Annotated in this window: 14 protein-coding genes and 4 tRNA genes; 4 read left to right on the top strand and 14 right to left on the bottom strand. The window is 71.5% G+C overall.

The features are described 5' to 3' along the window. Window positions 1–16: 16 nt before the first annotated feature. The 11 genes from ACZ499_RS00100 to ACZ499_RS00150 all read right to left on the bottom strand — a co-directional run bounded on the left by ACZ499_RS00100 (window position 17) and on the right by ACZ499_RS00150 (window position 12,570). Window positions 17–1,084 (bottom strand): PhlD, encoded by a 1,068-nt coding sequence (locus tag ACZ499_RS00100; protein WP_468670534.1) that lies wholly within the window; start codon window positions 1,082–1,084, stop codon window positions 17–19. Between the two features lie 143 nt (window positions 1,085–1,227). Beyond that, window positions 1,228–2,100, bottom strand: a complete 873-nt coding sequence (locus ACZ499_RS00105) for an MmyB family transcriptional regulator (RefSeq protein ID WP_468670536.1) — start codon at window positions 2,098–2,100, stop codon at window positions 1,228–1,230. Window positions 2,101–2,342: 242 nt separating this feature from the next. Beyond that, window positions 2,343–2,852 (bottom strand): helix-turn-helix transcriptional regulator, encoded by a 510-nt coding sequence (locus ACZ499_RS00110; protein ID WP_468670538.1) that lies wholly within the window; start codon window positions 2,850–2,852, stop codon window positions 2,343–2,345. 226 nt (window positions 2,853–3,078) lie between these two features. Further along, window positions 3,079–3,151: transfer RNA gene (locus tag ACZ499_RS00115), tRNA-Lys, on the bottom strand. A gap of 113 nt (window positions 3,152–3,264) precedes the next feature. Continuing rightward, on the bottom strand, window positions 3,265–4,842 hold the full coding sequence (locus ACZ499_RS00120; RefSeq protein WP_468670541.1) for an amino acid permease: 1,578 nt from the start codon (window positions 4,840–4,842) through the stop codon (window positions 3,265–3,267). Window positions 4,843–4,929: 87 nt separating this feature from the next. Continuing rightward, window positions 4,930–7,908: an FG-GAP-like repeat-containing protein gene (locus ACZ499_RS00125; RefSeq protein ID WP_468670543.1), complete on the bottom strand. Its 2,979-nt coding sequence runs from the start codon at window positions 7,906–7,908 to the stop codon at window positions 4,930–4,932. Window positions 7,909–8,140: 232 nt separating this feature from the next. After that, a complete protein-coding gene (locus tag ACZ499_RS00130) occupies window positions 8,141–10,399 on the bottom strand; it encodes a DEAD/DEAH box helicase (RefSeq protein WP_468670545.1) in 2,259 nt (752 codons plus the stop codon). 230 nt (window positions 10,400–10,629) lie between these two features. Then, a complete protein-coding gene (locus ACZ499_RS00135; RefSeq protein ID WP_468670547.1) occupies window positions 10,630–11,184 on the bottom strand; it encodes a hypothetical protein in 555 nt (184 codons plus the stop codon). Window positions 11,185–11,357: 173 nt separating this feature from the next. After that, window positions 11,358–11,720 (bottom strand): fluoride efflux transporter FluC, encoded by a 363-nt coding sequence (locus ACZ499_RS00140; protein WP_468670548.1) that lies wholly within the window; start codon window positions 11,718–11,720, stop codon window positions 11,358–11,360. Continuing rightward, window positions 11,717–12,223 carry a fluoride efflux transporter FluC gene (locus tag ACZ499_RS00145; protein ID WP_468670550.1) on the bottom strand — a complete coding sequence of 169 codons (507 nt, stop codon included), beginning with the start codon at window positions 12,221–12,223 and terminating at the stop codon, window positions 11,717–11,719. Before ACZ499_RS00145 ends, ACZ499_RS00140 begins: the two co-directional genes overlap by 4 nt. After that, window positions 12,220–12,570 (bottom strand): metallopeptidase family protein, encoded by a 351-nt coding sequence (locus ACZ499_RS00150; protein WP_385545356.1) that lies wholly within the window; start codon window positions 12,568–12,570, stop codon window positions 12,220–12,222. The genes ACZ499_RS00145 and ACZ499_RS00150 overlap by 4 nt, the downstream gene beginning before the upstream one ends. Window positions 12,571–12,726: 156 nt before the next feature. Here ACZ499_RS00150 and ACZ499_RS00155 point away from each other — a divergent pair. The 3 genes from ACZ499_RS00155 to ACZ499_RS00165 all read left to right on the top strand — a co-directional run bounded on the left by ACZ499_RS00155 (window position 12,727) and on the right by ACZ499_RS00165 (window position 13,011). Next, window positions 12,727–12,799, top strand: a tRNA-Glu gene (locus ACZ499_RS00155). Window positions 12,800–12,838: 39 nt separating this feature from the next. Further along, a tRNA-Asp gene (locus ACZ499_RS00160) sits at window positions 12,839–12,913 on the top strand. 24 nt (window positions 12,914–12,937) lie between these two features. Then, a tRNA-Phe gene (locus ACZ499_RS00165) sits at window positions 12,938–13,011 on the top strand. A gap of 44 nt (window positions 13,012–13,055) precedes the next feature. Here the strand turns inward: ACZ499_RS00165 and ACZ499_RS00170 are convergent. The 3 genes from ACZ499_RS00170 to ACZ499_RS00180 form a co-directional block, all read right to left on the bottom strand. Beyond that, complete coding sequence (locus tag ACZ499_RS00170) at window positions 13,056–13,889, bottom strand: cytochrome c biogenesis CcdA family protein (RefSeq protein ID WP_468670554.1); 834 nt, start codon at window positions 13,887–13,889, stop codon at window positions 13,056–13,058. After that, window positions 13,886–14,650 carry a DsbA family protein gene (locus ACZ499_RS00175; protein WP_468670557.1) on the bottom strand — a complete coding sequence of 255 codons (765 nt, stop codon included), beginning with the start codon at window positions 14,648–14,650 and terminating at the stop codon, window positions 13,886–13,888. Before ACZ499_RS00175 ends, ACZ499_RS00170 begins: the two co-directional genes overlap by 4 nt. Before the next feature lie 334 nt (window positions 14,651–14,984). Continuing rightward, entirely contained in the window at window positions 14,985–15,350 is a 366-nt protein-coding gene (locus ACZ499_RS00180; protein WP_468670560.1) for a hypothetical protein, read from the bottom strand. 103 nt (window positions 15,351–15,453) lie between these two features. Between ACZ499_RS00180 and hrpA the strand changes: the two genes are divergently transcribed. Continuing rightward, complete coding sequence (gene hrpA, locus ACZ499_RS00185; RefSeq protein ID WP_468670564.1) at window positions 15,454–19,374, top strand: ATP-dependent RNA helicase HrpA; 3,921 nt, start codon at window positions 15,454–15,456, stop codon at window positions 19,372–19,374. The last annotated feature ends 37 nt before the right edge of the window (window positions 19,375–19,411 follow it).

The following is a 19,411-nucleotide window of genomic DNA, read 5'->3' on the forward strand; positions in this document are numbered from 1 at the left end:
CCCCGGGACCCTCCGCTCACGCCGACCAGTGGCCCCGCGAGGCGGCCAGCACGAACCCCGGGCCGAAGCCGATGATCAGGCCCGGCTGGCGGTCGCCGGGGGCCTGCCCGAAGGTGCGGGCCAGCACGTCGAGGACGGCGGAGCCGCCCAGGTTCCCGTTGGTGGCCAGGCTCGCCCAGGCGTGCCGCAGATCTCCGTGGTCGCGGTCGCCGTCCAGGCCGAACCCGGCCGCCGCGTCCTCCAGGACCCGGGGCCCGCCCGGGTGGACGACCGCGAACCGGAGGGCCGGGCCGCTGCCGCCGAGCCATTTGCGTACCGCCGGAAGGCTGTCGTTGAGGGCGGCGGTGGCGGCGGCCGTGGAGTCGAAGTGCAGCCCGGCCCCCGAGAGGCGGCCCTGGTAGCGGTCGATGCTGTCGGGCAGGACGTACTCGAAGGTGTCCTCGATGACGAAGCTGGGCCCGCTCCAGGCCGGGCTGTCCGAGACGACGACCGCGCCCGAGCCGTCCCCGAAGAGCACCTTGTAGATCATCGACTCCCGGCTGGTGTCGGTGTGGTTGTACGTGGCCGTCGACAGGCACTCGGAGACGACGACCAGGACGTGGGAGCCCGGGTGCGCGGCGATGTCCTGGTGCGCCCGGACCAGGCCCTGCGCGCCGCCCGCGCAGCCGACGGTCCCCATGGGGAAGCGCCGCACGTCCGGCCGCAGGCCCAGCTCCCGGACGAGGGCGACGTCGAGGGACGGCACGGTCCAGGAGGTGGTGTGGCTGGTGATGAGGCAGTCGATGTCGTCGGCGGCGAGGCCGGCGTGGGCCAGGGCCTGTCGCCCGGAGCGGACCGCGAGCCGCAGCGCGTCCTCGTACGCCGCCCTGTTCCGCTCCTCGATGGTGGCATTTCCGGCCACGGTCGGGGAGTCGAGGGGGCGGGTGAACCGGCGGGTGCGGACGGTGGTCGCCCGGGCTATTCGCAGGTGCGCCTCCAGCCGCGGCCGATCGGGGTTGGCACGCCGGATGTCTGCGCAGATCTCATCCGTGGCGATGAGGTGGTCCGGCAGAACTATGGCGGGGAGGGCTATGTGAGCGGGCACGAGTGGGCTCCCTCGGGTGGCCGACGAGCGAATCCTCAACCTACTTGAGGCGGCTGGAATTCGTTCCTGGGAATTCGAACAGAGCTCAGCCGGAGGGAGTCGTTCCGCGTACTGCCCCGCCCTGGGGCACGCCGGTCGTACGCTCAGCTCGTCAACGGCGCGCTCAGCACCGGGTGACGGCTCACGAGCGACGCCCCCGGGGTGTAGAGGAGCAGCATCACCCGGGCCCCCGGCGAGGTGACCGGCTCGGCCACGCAGGTGGTGACCCAGCCGGGCCCCAACTCGCTGTGCCGGATGGGCCGTTCGGAGCCGTCGGGGTACGGGATCGGGGTCGCCCCGGTCTCCCGGTAGAGCGGCCCGGCGACGGGGTCGGCCTGCACCTCGGCCTCAAGGCGCCGCAACTCCACGTGGTTGGGCCGCATTTCGACCCCGTGCCGCAGCTGCGGCAGCACCATGGGGGCCCACCGGTCCGCCCAGTCCGTCAGTACGTCCTCGCGCGCCTCGGGGTCGAGGGTCATCCACCGCATGGTGTTGGCCGGAACCTCACCCCGAGGGAAGAGCGCGGCGAACTCCCCGTTGTGGGCGAGCAGGTTCCAGGCGGCGTCGGTGATGTAGGCCATCGCCCCGTCGATCTGCTCGACGACCCGCTGCCAGACCCCGGGGACCGACATCCCGGAGTCGCGGTGCAGGGTGTACGGCGGGTACTCGCGCCGGGTGAGCCGCCAAAGGAACGTCCATTCCTGCTCGTTGAGACGCAGGGTGCGGGCCACATTGGTCAGGAACTCGGCAGTGGGGTTCAGCTGCCCGTTCTCAAACCGGTTGTACGTACCCGGGGTGCGCTCAAGGAGGATGTCCATCTGCTCCTGGCTGAGCCCGGCGACCCGTCGGCCCGGCCCCGCCTGACGCGGCGGAAACCCGGCGGACTCCGGGTGGATGGCGGCGCGCCGCTCCTGGAGGAGCGTCTTGAGGGACACGCGGTCACGGGCGGCGAGCGGCAAAACGAGACCTTCGTTCACGGGGGGACGGGGACGAACGGCTGTCGTCGCGGCGGGCGATCTCCTGTTCAGGAACGCTGCTGCCCGGAGGGGCCGGGGCTGAATGTTGATGGCTGGATCATTATCTGCAATTCAGCCCCCTGGAAAGGGGGCGGGGTACCCCTCCAGAATGTTCCGCACGAAGCCCTCACGGGTCTCGTACGTATCGGCCCAGGTGAAAGCGGTTGCTTGGTGTCCTTCTCCGGACGCCGCATCCCGCCCCCTCACCCGGGACGCGACGGCTGTCCCTGTGCCGCGGGGACGGCCGGCGTACACGTACCCGAATCAGCGGCCGGTGTCGACAATCGCCAACACGTCGCGTCCTCGACACCGGCCGCCCGCGGCGCGCCGGAGAGCAACATTCCCCCGTCTCCGGCCAGCTCCGGCATGCGGGCCGGAGTTGAACGCCCGGCGCCGTGGAGCCCGCCCCTCTCGGGCGGATCCACGGCGCCGGGCGTGTTTTTTTGCGGAGCCCTACGCGTCCCCCGGGGGAACCAGCCCCGCCCGTTCGGCGATGAGGGCGGCCTGGACGCGGTGTTCGACGTTCCCGCGAGGTTGTCGATGTGGGCGGCGTGATGCCCCTGCTCGCCGCGGTTGATCGTTTGCCGGTCGACGCCGACGCGCTCCGCGAGCCCTTCCTGGGTCACGTCGGCCCAGAGTCGGGCGGCGCGGATGCGTTCTCCGATGGCCCGGCGGCGGGTGAGGACCCAGGCGGGCGGATCGGCCGGCGGCACCCGTCAATGCCACCGGCCCTTGCGAGGCGGCCGCCCGCTCCCCACCCCCAGGGGAGACGGCCCCAGCGGGACGCCGGTCCGGCTGGGGCCGCTGCACGCCCACTGCGCCTCGGGAAGCATGATCGCCGCACTCTCGGGCCAGCCACGAGCCAGCCAGCGATCCTGGGACCGGCACAAAACGGAATCGCCCCCAGCTCGAACTACCTCTGAGCTGGGGGCGATGGCGTAGGCCATGTCGGACTCGAACCGACAACCAACGGATTAAAAGTCCGCTGCTCTGCCAATTGAGCTAATGGCCCCTGGCATACCGCACCCCCGCAGCATAGCCCGACAGGGCCCGGCAGCCGATCGGGTATCGGCTTCCGGGCCCGGCGGGGCCCATTCGGCGGTCAGCGGGGAGCGGATGCGCAGGTCATCGGGGCCCGGTGACCGCGGGCGTGGGCGTCCGGCGGAGGAACCAGTGGCGGGCCGACACCGCCCACCACACCGCCGCGAAGCCGAGGACCACCAGGACCGCGACCGGGGCGTAGTTGAAGTTCTTCCAGGTCACCGGGGACAGCTGGGGCAGCATGAACAGGACCGTGATCAGCGCCACCCAGGCCACCGCCGCCACGCCGACCGGGCGGGACCAGCGGCCCAGGTGCCAGGGGCCGGGCTCGAACGCGTCGCCCTTCAGCAGCCGCAGCAGCGTGGGGATGACGTACGCGATGTACAGGCCGATCACCGCGATCGACGTCACCGCCGCGTACGCCGTCACATTGATCAGATACGGGAGGCCGAGCGCCAGGGCGCCCGACGTCGCCAGCCAGACCGCCGCCACAGGCGTGCGGGTGCGGGGGCTCACCGTGTGCCAGACGTGTGAGAACGGGAGCGCGCCGTCGCGCGAAAAGGCGTAGATCATCCGGGAGTTGGCGGTCACGGACGCCATCCCGCAGAACAGCTGCGCCCCGATCACCACCAGCAGGAGCAGCTTGCCCGTCGTCGCGCCGAGGGCGTCCAGGAGGATCTGGGCGGGCGGCGCGCCGGTCGCCGAGCCGAGCTCGTCGTCGTACGACTGGATGGCGTACGTGAAGCCGAGCAGCAGCACGAAGCCCGCTATCCACGACGTCCAGATCGAGCGCACGATCCCGCGCGGACCCGCCGTCGAGGCGTCGTGGGTCTCCTCCGTCATGTGCGCGGAGGCGTCGTAGCCGGTGAAGGTGTACTGGGCCATCAGCAGGCCGATCAGGACGACGTAGAAGCCGCTGCCCCAGCCCGTGTTGTTCACGTAGTGGGTGAAGACGAACGTCGTCGATCGATGGTGGTCTGGGGTGAAGGCCAACGCCCCTACGATCACCGCGACCCCGAACACGTGCCACCACACGCTGACGCTGTTGAGGATCGCCACGATCCGGACGCCGAAGGTGTTCAGGAGGCCGTGGAGGATCAGGATCGCCGCGAAGAGGGCGATCGTGCGGCCCGGTGTGACCTCGAAGTCCCACTGCAGGTTGAGGTACGCGCCCAGGAACGACGCCGCACCGAAGTCGATCCCGGCTGTCACCGCGACCTGGCCGAGCACGTTGAACCAGCCCGTGAACCAGGCCCAGGCCGCCGCGCTCCGCTCCGGCGCCAGCCGGTGCGCCCAGAAGTACAGGCCCGCCGACGTCGGGTACGCCGAGCAGATCTCGGCCATCGACAGGCCGACGAGCAGCGTCATCAGGCCCACCCCGACCCAGCCCCAGGTGATCAGGGCCGGGCCGCCGGTGTTCATGCCGAACGCGTACATCGTCAGACAGCCGGAGAGCACCGAGATGATGGTGAACGAGACGGCGTAGTTGGCGAAGCCGGACATCCGGCGGGCCAGCACCTGGGTGTAGCCGAGCTGCGCCAGCCGCTCTTCGTCGGACGTCGCCGCGCCGTTGCCACTCCCGCGCACCGCGTCGCCGCCCGCCGGACCGAGACCGTCCGGAGCCCCGTGGGCGTCCGGATTCGTACTCGCGTCACTTGTCATGCCCCCAGCGATTCCCTCGCCGGGGGCATGACATGCGCCAACTGTTGGCCAAAAAACGGCCCAGAGGGTGAGCCCTGGGGCCGCGTATTAGAACAGGAACTTGTACATCTGCCAGCCCCCGCCGACCTTCACCCGGCCGCCGAAGTTGCCCTTGCCGTCGCCCGCGTACGACCACAGGACGCCGTCCGTGCCGCGCGCCAGCAGGTCCGGCTTGCCGTCACCGTTCAGGTCACCCGCACCGACCAGCGCGTTGTAGGCCTGCCAGCCGCCGCCGATCTTCACACGGGTGGCGAGGGTGCCGTTGCCCGCGCTCGGGTACAGCCACAGCACGCCGGAGGAGTCGCGGGCCAGGAGGTCGGCGTTGCCGTCGCCGTTCAGGTCACCCGCACCCGACGCCGGCAGGTAGTTCTTGAAGCCGCTGCCGATCTTCACGCGGGCCTTGAAGTTGCCCGCGCCGTTCGCCTCGTAGAGGTAGAGGTCGCCGGTGGACGCCTCGCGGGCGAGCAGGTCCGCCCGGCCGTCGCCCGTCGTGTCGCCCGGGGACGTCAGCGCGTCGAAGGCGTTCCAGCCCGAGCCGATCTTCGCGTACGGGGTAGACGGCGTCAGGGCCTTGCCCGCCGGCTTGTACGCGCGGAGCTCGCCGCTCGTCAGACGGACCAGGACGTCGTTCTTGCCGTCGCCGTCCACGTCGTCGAACGGAACCGCGGCCGACACCTCGTTCGCGCCCGTCCAGCCGCTGCCCGACACCTTCGCGTCGACCTTGCCGTCGGCGCCCGCGCGGAAGTCCGCGACCCCGGCGGGAGTGACGGCGAGCAGGTCGCCCAGGCCGTCGGCGCCCACGTAGTCGCGCGGGGCCGGAGCGGTGCTGCCCTTCACCTCGAACGGGGTGGTGAACGTCTGGTCCGGGCCACCGTCTGCGGGGACCGCCGTCACGTTCCAGGCGTACTTCCCGCCCGGCAGGTCCTTGCCGGAGGAGTCCTTGCCGTCCCAGTCCAGCCGCACCGGGCCACGCGTCTCGGTGCCCGTGGCGGTGCGGACCGTGTTCCGCGTCGCCAGGTCCACCAGGTCGATCTCCCAGGAGACCAGCGGCTTCGAGGCCCACCAACGGACCGTCCGCGCCGCCGACTTGGCGTCGACCGTCGCCGGGAAGTCCTCGTCCAGCGCGCGTACGGGAGCGCTCTGGACCCCGGACGGCGCCACATGCGTGTCGCCCTGCGCGTCCACGTACGCCACCGCGCCGCCGAAGCGGTCGACGGTCCAGCCCTGGCCGGGCTTCGCCACGGCGGGCTTGCCGACCTTGTGCGTGCCGGTCCCGCCGTGCAGGTCCGTGACGCTCAGCTCGCCGTCCTTCTGCCAGGCGACATAGCCGTCACCGAGCAGGGCGCCCTGGTGGGCGGGCAGGTCGGTGTTCTTTCCGGCCGCCGTGTCGTACACCCCGGACTTGTCCCGGTCGCACTCCCAGTAGACGTCGCCGCCCTGCGCCTGGAGGGACGTCATCAGGCAGGGGACGGTGATCCGCTTGCCCAGGGCCTTCCCCGTACGGACGTCGACCGCCTGCGCGTCGCCCGGCTCGCTGCCGGTCCACAGGGTGCTGCCCGAGAGGGCGAACGCGGAGGATCCGGTGCCCGTGTAGACGACCGCGCCCGTGTCGAGGTCGGTGACGCGCACGGAGTCGCCCTGCTTGCGCGTCGCCGCGTAGCGCCCCGACACGCGCAGCTCGTCCGCCTTCACGCCCAGCGTGCGCGCGGGCAGCTTGCCGCCCTCGTCGAGGACCTTCACCGTGCCGTCGGCGAGCCGGTACACCAGGCGCCCGTCTCCGGTGGCCTGGATGGCCGGGGTGCCGCCCGCAGGGGACGCCGGGAAGTCCTGGGCGTCCGCGCCCCGGTCGGTGCGCTCACCGGCTGTCAGCGGGCCCGTGACCGACAGGTCGATGCCGCGCAGCCGCGTGCTCGGGCCGTCCTCGCCCGGCACCCGGTCCACCGTGTTCAGCCGGCCCTGCGCCAGGGTGAGCGCCGTGGGCACCGACGCGAGGGCGGGCGACTCGCGGACCTTGGTGACCTCCAGCGAGGAGCCCACCGCGTACACGCCCTGGTGGCCGTCGACCACCGCGCCGATCAGCATCGTGCCGTCGGCCTTGAAGCGGGCCATCGCGGTCGCCTTCTCCAGGACGACCCGCTCGGGGCCGCCCTTGAGCGGCACGGCGACCACGCGGTAGTTGAGCGAGGAGTACCGCTCCTGGCCGCCGGTGGAGACGCTGCGCGCCACCAGGACGTTGTCGCCGACCGCGCCGAGCAGCTGCGAGTTCTCGTACCCGGGGATCGTCAGCTGGTCCGTGGACGCCCAGAAGTCCGAGGTCTTCCAGACCGTGGCCTTGCCGTCCTTGGTCCACTGGACCGCGCGGTCGCCGCCGACCTCGATCTTGCCGTTGTCGAACTGCTCCGCCTGGAGGTGGGTGGAGCGGGCGATCCCGTCACGGCCGAGCCAGCAGATCATGGTCATGCCGGACAGGTCCTTCTGGACGAACATCCCGTCCTTGTTGCCCTGGTAGAGCGAGTGGAGCTGGCCGCCCCCGCCGACCGCCTTCTCCTGGACCTTGCCGTCCTCCCAGTACAGCAGGCTCATGCCGAGTACGCCGTCGGTGACCACGACATCCCCGAAGGTCCCCGCGAACCGCTGGCCCTTGGGCAGCGGCAGGGTCCGCTCCGAGCCGTCCTTCATGTTCCGCTGGACTACCGCGGTGTCGTCCTTGCCGGTGAGGACGAGGGTGTCCGTGCCGGTGCCCCATGCGGTGGTCATGCCCTGCGGCATGACGACCGGCGCGGTGGAGCCGTCCGCGTACGAGGTCCAGTTGAACCCGGCCTGGGCCCAGCCGGACAGATAGCCGGTCTCGCCCGCGCCGTTGATCACGGTCGCGTTGTAGTCGGGCGTGCGTTCGGCGGGAACGGTGAGTTCCGCCGGTGTGTCCGCCGCGAAGGCCGGCGCCGTGGCCAGCGGGGCGACGGCGGCCGCGATGCCGAGCGCGGTGACTGCGGCGATCGCGTTCCGTACGAGTGTGCTACGTCTCAAGTTGATGCTCCCGAAGCCGTTCAGGCATGGGAGGGCGCACGGCGCGCGGTGTTGCCGCGCGGCAGCGATGCGCAGAAAAGCCCCCCGGCTCTCTGAAACCCCCCATACGAGTGGTTTGACCTTAACAGCAGCCACATGTACGGGGACTTGGGATGACACCGGGAAACGGAAGGGCCCGTACCGCACCTGGTGGGTGCCGTACGGGCCCTTCACTCGCTACTGGGACTCAGCGTCAGTCGTTGCGCTTCCAGCGCGGCTTGTCGTCACGGCGACCGAAGGAGCCGGTGTTCGTGCCGGTGCCGGTGCCACCACGGTGGTCGTCGCGGCGGCCGTACGGGCGGTCGCTGCTGCCGCCGGAGCGGAAGCCGCCCGAGGGGCGGTCGTTGCGGTCACGGTTGAACGGGCGGTCGCCGCCACCGGAGCGGAAGCCACCGCCGGCGGGACGGTCGTTGCGGTCACGGTTGAAGCCGCCACCACGGTTGTCGTCACGGCGCTCGAAGCCACGGTCGTTGCGGTCGCGGTTGAAGCCACCGGACGGACGGTCGCCGCCACCGGAGCGGAAGCCACCGCCGGAGGGACGGTCGTTGCGGTCGCGGTTGAAGCCGCCCGACGGACGGTCGCCGCCACCGGAGCGGAAGCCACCGCCGGAGGGACGGTCGTTGCGGTCGCGGTTGAAGCCACCGGACGGACGGTCGCCGCCACCGGAGCGGAAGCCACCGCCACGGTTGTCGTCACGACGGTCGTCGCGGCGGAAGCCGCCACCACGGTTGTCGTCACGGCGCTCGAAGCCACGGTCGTTGCGGTCGCGGTTGAAGCCACCGGACGGACGGTCGTCGCGGCGGAAGCCACCACGGTCACCGCGGTCGTCACGACGCTCGCGGCGGTCGAAGCTGCCCCGGTCGTCACGGCGCTCACGGTCGTACGCCGGGCGCTCCTGCGTGACCGGCTCGGCGGCCACGACGGCGGCGGCGACCTCGGCCTCGGCGGCCTCGGCCACCTCGGCGACGGCGGCCTCCGGGTCCTCGCCACGCTCACGGGCGGAGCGGGCGACCAGGCGGTCGGCCTCCTCGCGGAGCTCGCCGGCGCGGCGCGTCAGACGCTCCAGCTGCTTGGTGAGCTCGGCGACCTCGCGCTCGGCCTGCTTGGCGGCGTTGTTCGCGGAGTCGGCCTGGACCTCGGTCAGCGAACGGGCGCCGGTGATCTCGGCGACCTCGGGGTCGAAGGCGCCGGCGCTCTGGATGATGTGGCGCGAGGCGTCGACGCCCGCGTCCTCCATCAGCCGGAAGATCTGGCGGCGCTGGTGCGGCAGGGACAGCGACACGACGACGCCGGACTTGCCGGCCCGGGCGGTACGGCCCGAACGGTGCAGGTAGTCCTTGTGGTCGCCGGCCGGGTCCACGTTGAGGACCAGGTCGATGCCGTCGACGTGGATGCCGCGCGCGGCGACGTCGGTGGCGACGAGCGCGTTGACGTAGCCCTTCTTGAAGTCCTCAAGGACTCGGGTACGCGCGCCCTGGGTCATGCCGCCGTGCAGCGCGTCGGCCTTCACGCCCGACTCGCACAGCTGCTCGGCGATGCGGTCCGCGCCGAGCTGGGTGCGGACGAAGATGATCGTGCGGCCCTTGCGGGCGGCGATCGCGGCCGTGACCGGCGCCTTGTCCTTCGGCTTCACGACGAGGACGTGGTGGGTCATGGTCGAGACGTTGCCCTGCGCGCTGTCGACCTCGTGCGTGACGGGGTTCGACAGGTAGCGCTTGACCAGCGTGCTGATCTCGTTCTCCATGGTGGCGGAGAAGAGCATGCGCTGGCCGCCGCCGGGGATCTGGTCGAGCAGCTCGGTGACCTCGGGCAGGAAGCCCAGGTCGGACATCTGGTCGGCCTCGTCGAGGACGGCGACCTGGACGTTCGCGAGCGAGCAGGCGCCGCGGTTGATGAGGTCGCGCAGTCGGCCCGGGGTGGCGACGAGGACGTCGACGCCGCGCTCCAGGGCGTAGATCTGGTTGCTCATCGAGGTGCCGCCGCAGACGACCTTCATCTTCAGGCCGAGCACGTCGCCGTACGGCTGGAGGGCGTCCGCGACCTGCATCGCGAGCTCACGCGTCGGCGTGAGGATGATCGCGCGGGGCTTCTTCTTCTCGGTGTGGCCGCCGGCGAGCTGCGCCAGGGTCGGCAGACCGAAGGAGAGGGTCTTGCCGGAGCCGGTGCGGCCGCGGCCGAGGATGTCCTTGCCGGCCAGGGCGTCCGGGATGGTCGCGGCCTGGATCGGGAAGGGGCTGGTCACGCCGTTCTGGGCGAGCTTGCGCACGACGCCCTCGGGCAGACCGAGGTCCGAGAAGGTGACGGTCGGCTCGGCGGCCTCGTCGGCCTCGGTGATCTCGGTGATCTCGGCCTCGACGGCCTCTACGATCTCGACGGCCTCGTCGACGACGACGATCTCGGTGATCTCGTCGTTCTCGGGCATGACGGCGTGGTCAGAACTGGAAATGGACATGCGAAATGCGAAACCTTCCGGAGTCTCGGCACGCGCCCAAACTCCGTGAATCGCAATTCGACCGCCTCAATGCGGTCAGCCACGGTTAGGGAGAGTACGCGCCACACGGCGCTCTTCTGTGTCGGCGCCGGGCAATGGGATCAAACGATCTACCACCATACGCACTCCCCCCACGGGAGCGCAAACCGCTTCCCTGCGATCCACGTCACACAGGGTCCGCTACACCCCCTCTAGACAGGTCCCACCTGCGGAGATGCCGCCGGCTCGGTCCGGGTGGCGGGGCCCTGGCCGAGGTCGCGCAGGGCCGTGGTGCGGGTGTCGGCGGCCGGGGAGGCGGACGGCGAGTCGCCCGGCTTCGGGGTCACCGGCGGGTCCGGCGGCGGCTGGCTCGTCGGGGGCGCGGGCGGGGTCGGCGAGGCGGGCGGCTGGGAGGGCTGCTGCGGGGGCGCGGAGGGGCCGCCCACGGTGCCGCCGGGGGGCGCCGGGTTCTGCGGCCGGGGGCGCCCGCCGGGCGAGGCCGGGCCCGCACCGCTCGCCGACCCGCTCGGGCTCGGGGCCGTCGAGGCCCCCGGGGACGCCTTCCCGCCGTGCTTGCCGGGCCGCCCCTTGCCGGCCCCGGCGGAGACGGCGGCGACCCCGTCCGACTCGGCCGCCGCCCCGTGGTGCCCGGCGGAGACCGACGGCTTGGGGGCCTTCCCGTCGTCGCTCACACTCATGCAGCCCGCCGACGCCGCGACGACCAGCGCGGTCACGGCCAAACGAACGGGGGCGGACAACTGGCGCACGGGCGGCCTCCGGGGCGCGGGGCGGGGCAGGGTCTCCTTGCCCAACTCCCTTTTCCCCGCCGGGGACACGCCCGTACGAACGGGATTCCGACGGGTGGTCCGGTGACGGCGAATCCGGTCCCCACCCGATCAGGTCGCGGCGGGACCCGGTCGCGTAACGCCAGAGTGCCGCGTCACGCCAGAGTGCCGCCCGTCAGCCCCGCCCCCAGGAACACCGCGCCGAGCCCGACGAGCACCGAGGCCGCCACGTTCGCCGCCGCGAGGAACTTCCAGCCGCGCTCGGCCAGTCGGAGCGTCTCGTACGAGAACGTCGAGTACGTGGTCAGCGCGCCGCACAGGCCGGTGCCGAGCAGCGCGTACGTGTCCGTGGCGGCGGCGGCGCCGGTGAGCGCGCCGAGCAGCAGGCTCCCGGCCGCGTTGACGACGAACGTTCCCCAGGGGAACACCGAGTCGTGGCGGGCCTGCACCGCACGGTCCGTCAGATAGCGCAGCGGCGCGCCGACGGCCGCGCCCAGGATCACGAGCAGCCAGGTCACGACGTCGGCACCTCGTACTCCGCCCCGGCCCGCGCGGCCGGCATCCGCCGGGTCACTGTCGCCGCCGCCCACACCGCGCCGAGCGCCCCCAGGAGCGTCCCGGCCGCGTACGCCATCGCGAGCCCCGCCTGCTGGCGGGCGAGCAGCCGCGAGACCTCCACGGCGTACGTCGAGAAGGTGGTGAAGCCGCCGAGCACGCCGACGCCGAGGAACGGCCGCACCAGATGGTGAGCGCGCCGCCCGCCCTCGCTGATCAGCGGCATCAGGACGCCGATGAGGGCGCAGCCCAGGACGTTGATCAGCAGCGTCGACCACGGGAAGCCGCCGGCCCGCACCGGCCAGGCCAGCGCGAGCCCGTACCGGGCGCTCGCCCCCAGCGCCCCGCCCGCCGAGATCACCGCGAGCACCGGCCACTTCGCGCCCCCGGCCGTCTCGGCGCGCTGGGCGGGAACGTGGAGGTCGACGTCGGAGTCGATCGCCTCCGGCCGCTCGGGCGTGCTCACCCGTAGCCCAGGGCGTGCAGCCGGTCGTCGTCGATGCCGAAGTGGTGGGCGATCTCGTGGACGACGGTCACCTCGGTCTCGGCGACCACGTCCTCGCGCGACTCGCACATCCGCAGGGCCGGACCCCGGTAGATGGTGATCCGGTCGGGGAGCACGCCCGCGTACCACTCGCCGCGGTCGGTGAGCGGAGTCCCCTCGTAGAGCCCGAGCAGCTCGGGGTCGTCGGGGGCGGGCTCGTCCTCGACGAACACGGCGACGTTGTCCATCAGCCGCGTCAGCTCCGGCGGGATGCGGTCCAGCGCCTCGGCGACCAGTTCCTCGAACTCCTCGCGCGTCATCTCCAGCACGCGGCCATTGTCACGCATGGGGCGCGGACCCGCCCCGGTCGGCCCGGGCCGGGGGCCGCCGACCGGCCCCCGGGAAACCGTTTTGGCGATAGCTCCTCCGATCCCATATGCTTCTGACGTCCCCGACGCGCTGCAAAGCGCCCAGGCGGGCCCTTAGCCCTCATCGTCTAGTGGCCCAGGACGCCGCCCTTTCAAGGCGGTAGCACGGGTTCGAATCCCGTTGGGGGCACGCTTTACCGTGTGCGAGACTAGTGCTCGCACATAGCTTGGTCCTGTGGAGCAGTTTGGAGTGCTCGCCACCCTGTCAAGGTGGAGGCCGCGGGTTCAAATCCCGTCAGGACCGCTGCGGTTCACTTGTGAACCGCGTGGCTGGGTAGCTCAGTTGGTACGAGCGATCGCCTGAAAAGCGATAGGTCGCCGGTTCGACCCCGGCCCCAGCCACAACAGAAGGGCCCCGTCCACCGGACGGGGCCCTTCCGCGTTCCTCACTCCGGCGCGCGCTCCCGGCCGCGCCGTCCGCGTACGCCGAGGACAAGCCCGGCCACCGCCACCACGCCCACCAGCAGGGCCCAGTCCGGGACGGTGTCGCCGAGCGAGCGGGCCCACTGCTCGGCCGCGTACGAGTCGTCGACGTCGAGCAGCCCGGGCAGGCCCGTGGCCCCGTCGTACGCAAGGAACAGGCCGCCCAGGACGATGAAGAACAGGCCCGAGAGCAGCGAGGTGGTGTGCAGCTCGAAGCGGCCGAGCCGCACCGCCCGGCCGCGCAGCCAGCGGCGGCGGCCGAGCCCGAAGCGCTCCCAGAGCAGCGCCAGCAGGAACAGCGGAGCCGCCATGCCCAGCGCGTACACCGCGAGCAGCAGACCGCCGTAGGCCGGGCTGCCGCTGACCGCCGCCACCGTCAGGACGCTGCCCAGGATGGGCCCGGCGCAGAAGCCCGCCAGACCGTAGACCGCGCCGAGCGCGTAGACCGAGGCGGCCGTGGTCGGGCGGATGCGGCCGGACAGCTCGGTCATACGGCGGCTGGCGAAGCCCATGCCGAGGATCTGGGCGGCGCCGAGCGCGATGATCAGCCAGCCGCCGAAGAGGACCAGCTGGTCGCGGTGGCCGTAGAAGAGGCGGCCCGCGTACGAGCCCGCCGCGCCGAGCGGGACCAGGGTGGTGGCCAGGCCCGCGTAGAAGATGCCGGTGCGGGCCAGGAGGCGGGAGGCGGAGTCGATCGAGTACGCGAAGAAGGCCGGGAGCAGCAGCGCGCTGCACGGGCTGAGCAGCGCGAGCAGACCGCCCAGGAACGCGGCCAGATAGCCGATGTCCGAGGTCACTTTCCGGTCCCCTTCGGGGCGGCGGCCTGCGCTGCCTTGTACTTGGCCGCCTCATCGACGGCCTGCGCGAAGGTGGCCAGCGGCTGGGCGCCGGCCAGCGGGCGGCCGTTGATCACGAACGACGGCGTCGAGCTCGCGCCCAGCGCGTACGCCTCGTCCTGGTCCTTCTTCACCGCTGCCTTCGCCGCGTCGCCGTCCGCGTCCCGTACGAAACGGTCGAGGTCGGCCACGCCCGCCTGCCCGGCCAGCGCCCGCAGCCGGTCCTTGCCGAAGCCCTTCTCCTTGGAGCCCCGGGCGTACGCCGCCGTGTGGAACTGCCAGAACCGGCCCTGCTGCCCGGCCGCCCAGGCCGCGCGCGCCGCGGCCTCCGACTCGGCGCCGAAGATCGGCATGTTGCGCCATTCGATGCGCAGGGTGCCGGCGTCGACGTACTTCTTCACCAGCGCGGGCTCGGTGTCGCGGGCGAACTTGCCGCAGTACGAGCACTTGAAGTCGGCGTACTCGATCATCACGACGGGCGCGTCCGCGCGGCCCTGGGCGAGCGGGTCCTTGCCGTCGCGGCGGGCCAGCTTCTCCAGCTCGGGGAAGGTGCCGGCGGGCGGCTCGGCGGCGTCGGAGGAGGAGGAGCCGCTCTTCTTCGGGCCGGAGGACGTCGCCTGGTAGGAGGCGACCCCGAGGACGGCCACGGCCACGACCACCGCCGCACCGATCAGAAACGGCTTCTTGGACTTGGGCGCAGGGGTGCCCTTGGACTTGGACATACGGGTCTCCGTGTACGTACCGCGGCAGGGATGCGGCGGGAAAGGGGAAAGGGACGGCCGGTCGTGAACGACCGGCCGCCAGGACCTGTCCGGCGGATCTGGCCGGCTTCGGCCCTGGGCGCCTTTTCGGTTCTGGTGAGCGGGGGTCTGGTGCTTCCCCAAGCTCTCGACTTCGTTCGAGCAGGGGAGACCCCGATGCTGCAAGGCGGAGGAGGGCGACATGGCGGAGCCATGGCAACCGACGACAACGCGGCCGGGGGTCCCCCTGGCCCTCAAGGCCTTGGGGGAGGGCGTGTCAGGGCCTCGCGTGCCGACCAGATCCGCCGGACAGGTCCTAGACCCTCAGTACGGAGAGTTCGACGGGGGTGGGCGCGGCAAGCGTCGGGCCGCGGGCCGGTGGGGTGCGGTGGTGGGCGTCCTGGGCGACGAGTCCCGCCGGGACGGTCCGCCCGCCGAGCGCGGGGGCCTGGTCGTACGCGGTACGGGCCCGCACCGGCGCGGCCGGATCGCCGCCCTTGTCCTGCTTGCCGCCCTGCTTGCAGCCGGGCGAGCCGTCGACCGGGGCGGACACCTGCGTACGCGGCGCCCCACCCGGGGCGGCCGCCGCCGGGGACGGACCGCACAGCAGCACCGTCACGGCCCCGAGCACCATCAGCAGCACGGCCGCGAGGCGGCGGTGCGGGGCGTGGGTGCGGGGCATGCCCGAAATGGTACGGGGTGGCCGGTGGCCGCGCGCCAAGCCGGTGACGGCACCCGAAATGCGTTCGCCACTCGTCGTCGGCGGGTGAGATCCTGAACCAGGTATGTCTACTTCCTTTGCCGATCTCCAGACCCTGCTGGCCGAGATCTCGCTGCGTGACGCCCATCGGCTCGGCCGTCGTCTCGAAGGCGCCCGCCGCATCAAGAAGCCCGAGGCCCGGCAGGCCGTGCTCGACGAGATCGCCGCCGAGGCCGCGAAGTCCGCCGAGCGCGTCGCCCGGCGGGCCTCCCGCATGCCCGAGATCACGTACCCGGAACAGCTCCCGGTCAGCCAGAAGAAGGACACGATCCTGGAGGCGATACGGGACCACCAGGTCGTGATCGTCGCGGGTGAGACCGGCTCCGGCAAGACCACCCAGATCCCCAAGATCTGTATGGAGCTGGGCCGGGGCGTGCGCGGCATGATCGGGCACACCCAGCCCCGCCGGATCGCCGCCCGTACGGTCGCGGACCGGATCGCGGACGAGCTGAAGACCCCGCTCGGCGAGGCGGTCGGCTGGAAGGTCCGGTTCACCGACCAGGTCGACCAGGACGCGACCTTCGTCAAGCTGATGACGGACGGCATCCTGCTCGCGGAGATCCAGACGGACCGCGAGCTGCGCGCGTACGACACGATCATCATCGACGAGGCCCACGAGCGGTCCCTCAACATCGACTTCCTGCTGGGCTATCTGGCCCAGCTGCTGCCCAGGCGGCCTGACCTGAAGGTCGTCATCACCTCGGCGACCATCGACCCCCAGCGCTTCTCGCGCCACTTCGGGGAAGCGCCGGTCGTCGAGGTCAGCGGGCGTACGTACCCGGTCGAGGTCCGCTACCGCCCGCTCCTGGAGGAGGACTCCGAGGACGCCGACCGCGACCAGATCACCGCGATCTGCGACGCCGTGGACGAGCTCCAGTCCGAGGGCCCCGGCGACATCCTGGTCTTCCTCTCCGGCGAGCGCGAGATCCGCGACACGGCGGACGCGCTCAACAAGAAGAACCTCCGGTCCACGGAAGTGCTCCCGCTGTACGCCCGGCTCTCGCACGCCGAGCAGCACCGCGTCTTCCAGCAGCACTCCGGCCGCAGGATCGTTCTCGCGACCAACGTCGCCGAGACCTCCCTGACCGTCCCGGGCATCAAGTACGTGATCGACCCGGGCACCGCCCGTATCTCCCGCTACAGCCACCGCACCAAGGTGCAGCGGCTGCCCATCGAGGCGGTCTCGCAGGCCAGCGCCAACCAGCGCAAGGGCCGCTGCGGCCGTACCAGCGACGGCGTCTGCATCCGGCTCTACTCCGAGGACGACTTCCTCTCCCGGCCGGAGTTCACCGACGCGGAGATCCTCCGTACCAACCTGGCCTCCGTCATCCTCCAGATGACCGCCGCCGGGCTCGGCGAGATCGAGAAGTTCCCCTTCATCGACCCGCCGGACCACCGCAACATCCGCGACGGCGTGCAGCTCCTCCAGGAGCTGCACGCGCTGGACCCGGCGGAGAAGGACCCCCGCAAGCGGCTGACCCCGATGGGCCGCAAGCTCGCGCAGCTGCCGGTCGACCCGCGGCTCGCCCGGATGGTCCTGGAGGCCGACAAGAACGGCTGTGTCCGCGAGGTCATGGTCATCGCGGCCGCGCTCTCCATCCAGGACCCGCGCGAGCGGCCGTCCGACAAGCAGACGCAGGCCGACCAGCAGCACGCCCGCTTCAAGGACGAGACCAGCGACTTCCTCGCCTTCCTCAACCTGTGGCGGTACGTGCGCGAGCAGCAGAAGGAGCGCGGCTCCTCCAGCTTCCGCCGGATGTGCAAGCAGGAGTACCTGAACTTCCTGCGCATCCGGGAGTGGCAGGACATCTACTCCCAGCTGCGGACGGTCGCCAAGACCATGGGCATCCACCTCAACGAGGAGGACGCCCCCGAGCAGTCGGTGCACACCTCGCTCCTGGCGGGTCTGCTCTCGCACATCGGGCTCAAGGACACCGACAAGAACGAGTACCTGGGCGCCCGCAGCGCCAAGTTCGCGATCTTCCCGGGGTCCGCGCTCTTCAAGAAGCAGCCCAAGGTCCTCATGTCGGCCGAGCTCGTGGAGACCTCCCGCCTGTGGGCGCGGGTCAACGCGAAGGTCGAGCCCGAGTGGATCGAGCCGCTCGCCCAGCACCTGGTCAAGCGCACCTACAGCGAGCCGCACTGGGAGAAGGACCAGGCCGCGGTGATGGCGTACGAGAGGGTCACGCTGTACGGCGTGCCGATCGTCGCCAACCGCAAGGTGAACTACGGCCGCATCGACGCGGAGGCCTCGCGCGAGCTGTTCATCCGCAACGCGCTGGTCGAGGGCGACTGGCGCACCCACCACAAGTTCTTCGCCGACAACCGCAAGCTCCTGACCGAGGTCGAGGAGCTGGAGCACCGGGCGCGGCGCCGCGACATCCTGGTCGACGACGAGACGCTCTTCGACTTCTACGACCAGCGGGTGCCCGAACACGTCGTCTCCGGCGCCCACTTCGACTCCTGGTGGAAGCACAAGCGGCACGACGAGCCGGAGTTCCTGGACTTCGAGCGGGAGATGCTCATCCGGGAGTCGGCGCTCGCCGTCACCAAGGACGACTATCCGGACAACTGGCGCCAGGACCGGCTGAAGTTCAAGGTCACCTACCAGTTCGAGCCGGGCGCGGACGCGGACGGCGTCACCGTCCACATCCCGCTCCAGGTCCTCAACCAGGTCACGGACGAGGGCTTCGACTGGCAGATCCCGGGCCTGCGCGAGGAGGTCGTCACCGAGCTGATCCGCTCGCTGCCCAAGCCGATCCGCCGCCACTACGTGCCCGCGCCGAACTTCGCGACGAAGTTCCTGGAGCGTGCGGTGCCGTTGCAGGAGCCGCTGCCGGTGACGCTGGCGCGCGAGCTCCAGCGGATGGTCGGGGTCCCGGTCACGGCCGACGACTTCGACCTGACGCGCGTCCCGGACCACCTGAAGATCACGTACCGGATCGTCGACGAGCGGCGCCGCAAGCTGGCCGAGGACAAGGACCTGGAGGCGCTCAAGCTCCAGCTGCGCCCCAGGGCCCGTCAGGCGCTCTCCCAGGCCGCCGCGGCGGCCGCTCCCTCGGGCGGCGTGTCCATCGAGCGCACGGGCCTCACCGACTGGACGATCGGCACCCTGACGAAGGTCTTCGAGACCAAGCGCGCGGGCCAGCCGGTGAAGGCGTACCCGGCGCTGGTCGACTCCGGCGAGACCGTCTCCGTACGGCTCTTCGACACCGAGGCCGAGCAGCAGCAGGCGATGTGGCGCGGCACCCGGAAGCTGATCCTCCTGAACATCCCGGTGAACCCGGCGAAGTTCGCCTCGGACAAGCTGACGAACCAGCACAAGCTCGCCCTGTCCCGCAATCCGCACGGCTCGGTCCAGGCGCTCTTCGACGACTGCGCGATGGCCGCCGCCGACAAGCTGATCGCGGACCACGGGGGCCCGGCGTGGGACGAGGAGTCGTTCCGCAAGCTGTACGACAAGGTGCGCGCCGACCTCGTCGACGCGACCGTACGGACCGTCGGACAGGTCCAGCAGATCCTGGCCGCCTGGCAGGCCTGTGAGCGCCGTCTGAAGGCCACGAACAGCCTGGTCCTGATCAACAACCTCCAGGACGTACGGGAGCAGCTGGCGGCCCTGATGCCGGCCGGGTTCGTGACCGCGACGGGGCTGCGCCGGCTGCCGGACCTGATGCGCTATCTGGTGGCGGTGGACCGGCGCCTGCAGCAGATGCCGACGTCCGTGCAGCGCGACACCACGCGCATGGAGAAGGTCCACGAGATGCAGGACGAGTACGCGTGGCTCCTTGAGCAGATGCCCCAGGGGCGGCCGGTGCCGCGGGAGGTGCTGGACATCCGCTGGATGATCGAGGAGCTGCGGGTGAGCTACTTCGCGCACGCCCTGGGCACCGCGTTCCCCGTCTCGGACAAGCGGATCGTGAAGGCGATCGACGCGGCGGCGCCGTGACGGACCCCTCTCCCTGAGTGAGTTCGACCTGACCAGC

The organism is Streptomyces sp. NPDC031265, from assembly GCF_055570295.1.

Bases quoted from the DNA above. Each gene is read 5' to 3' on its own strand.
- ACZ499_RS00120 (WP_468670541.1), bottom strand. From the start codon at position 4,842: ATGACAAGTGACGCGAGTACGAATCCGGACGCCCACGGGGCTCCGGAC.
- ACZ499_RS00180 (WP_468670560.1), bottom strand. From the start codon at position 15,350: ATGCCCCGCACCCACGCCCCGCACCGCCGCCTCGCGGCCGTGCTGCTG.
- ACZ499_RS00130 (WP_468670545.1), bottom strand. From the start codon at position 10,399: ATGTCCATTTCCAGTTCTGACCACGCCGTCATGCCCGAGAACGACGAG.
- hrpA (WP_468670564.1), top strand. From the start codon at position 15,454: ATGTCTACTTCCTTTGCCGATCTCCAGACCCTGCTGGCCGAGATCTCG.
- ACZ499_RS00175 (WP_468670557.1), bottom strand. From the start codon at position 14,650: ATGTCCAAGTCCAAGGGCACCCCTGCGCCCAAGTCCAAGAAGCCGTTT.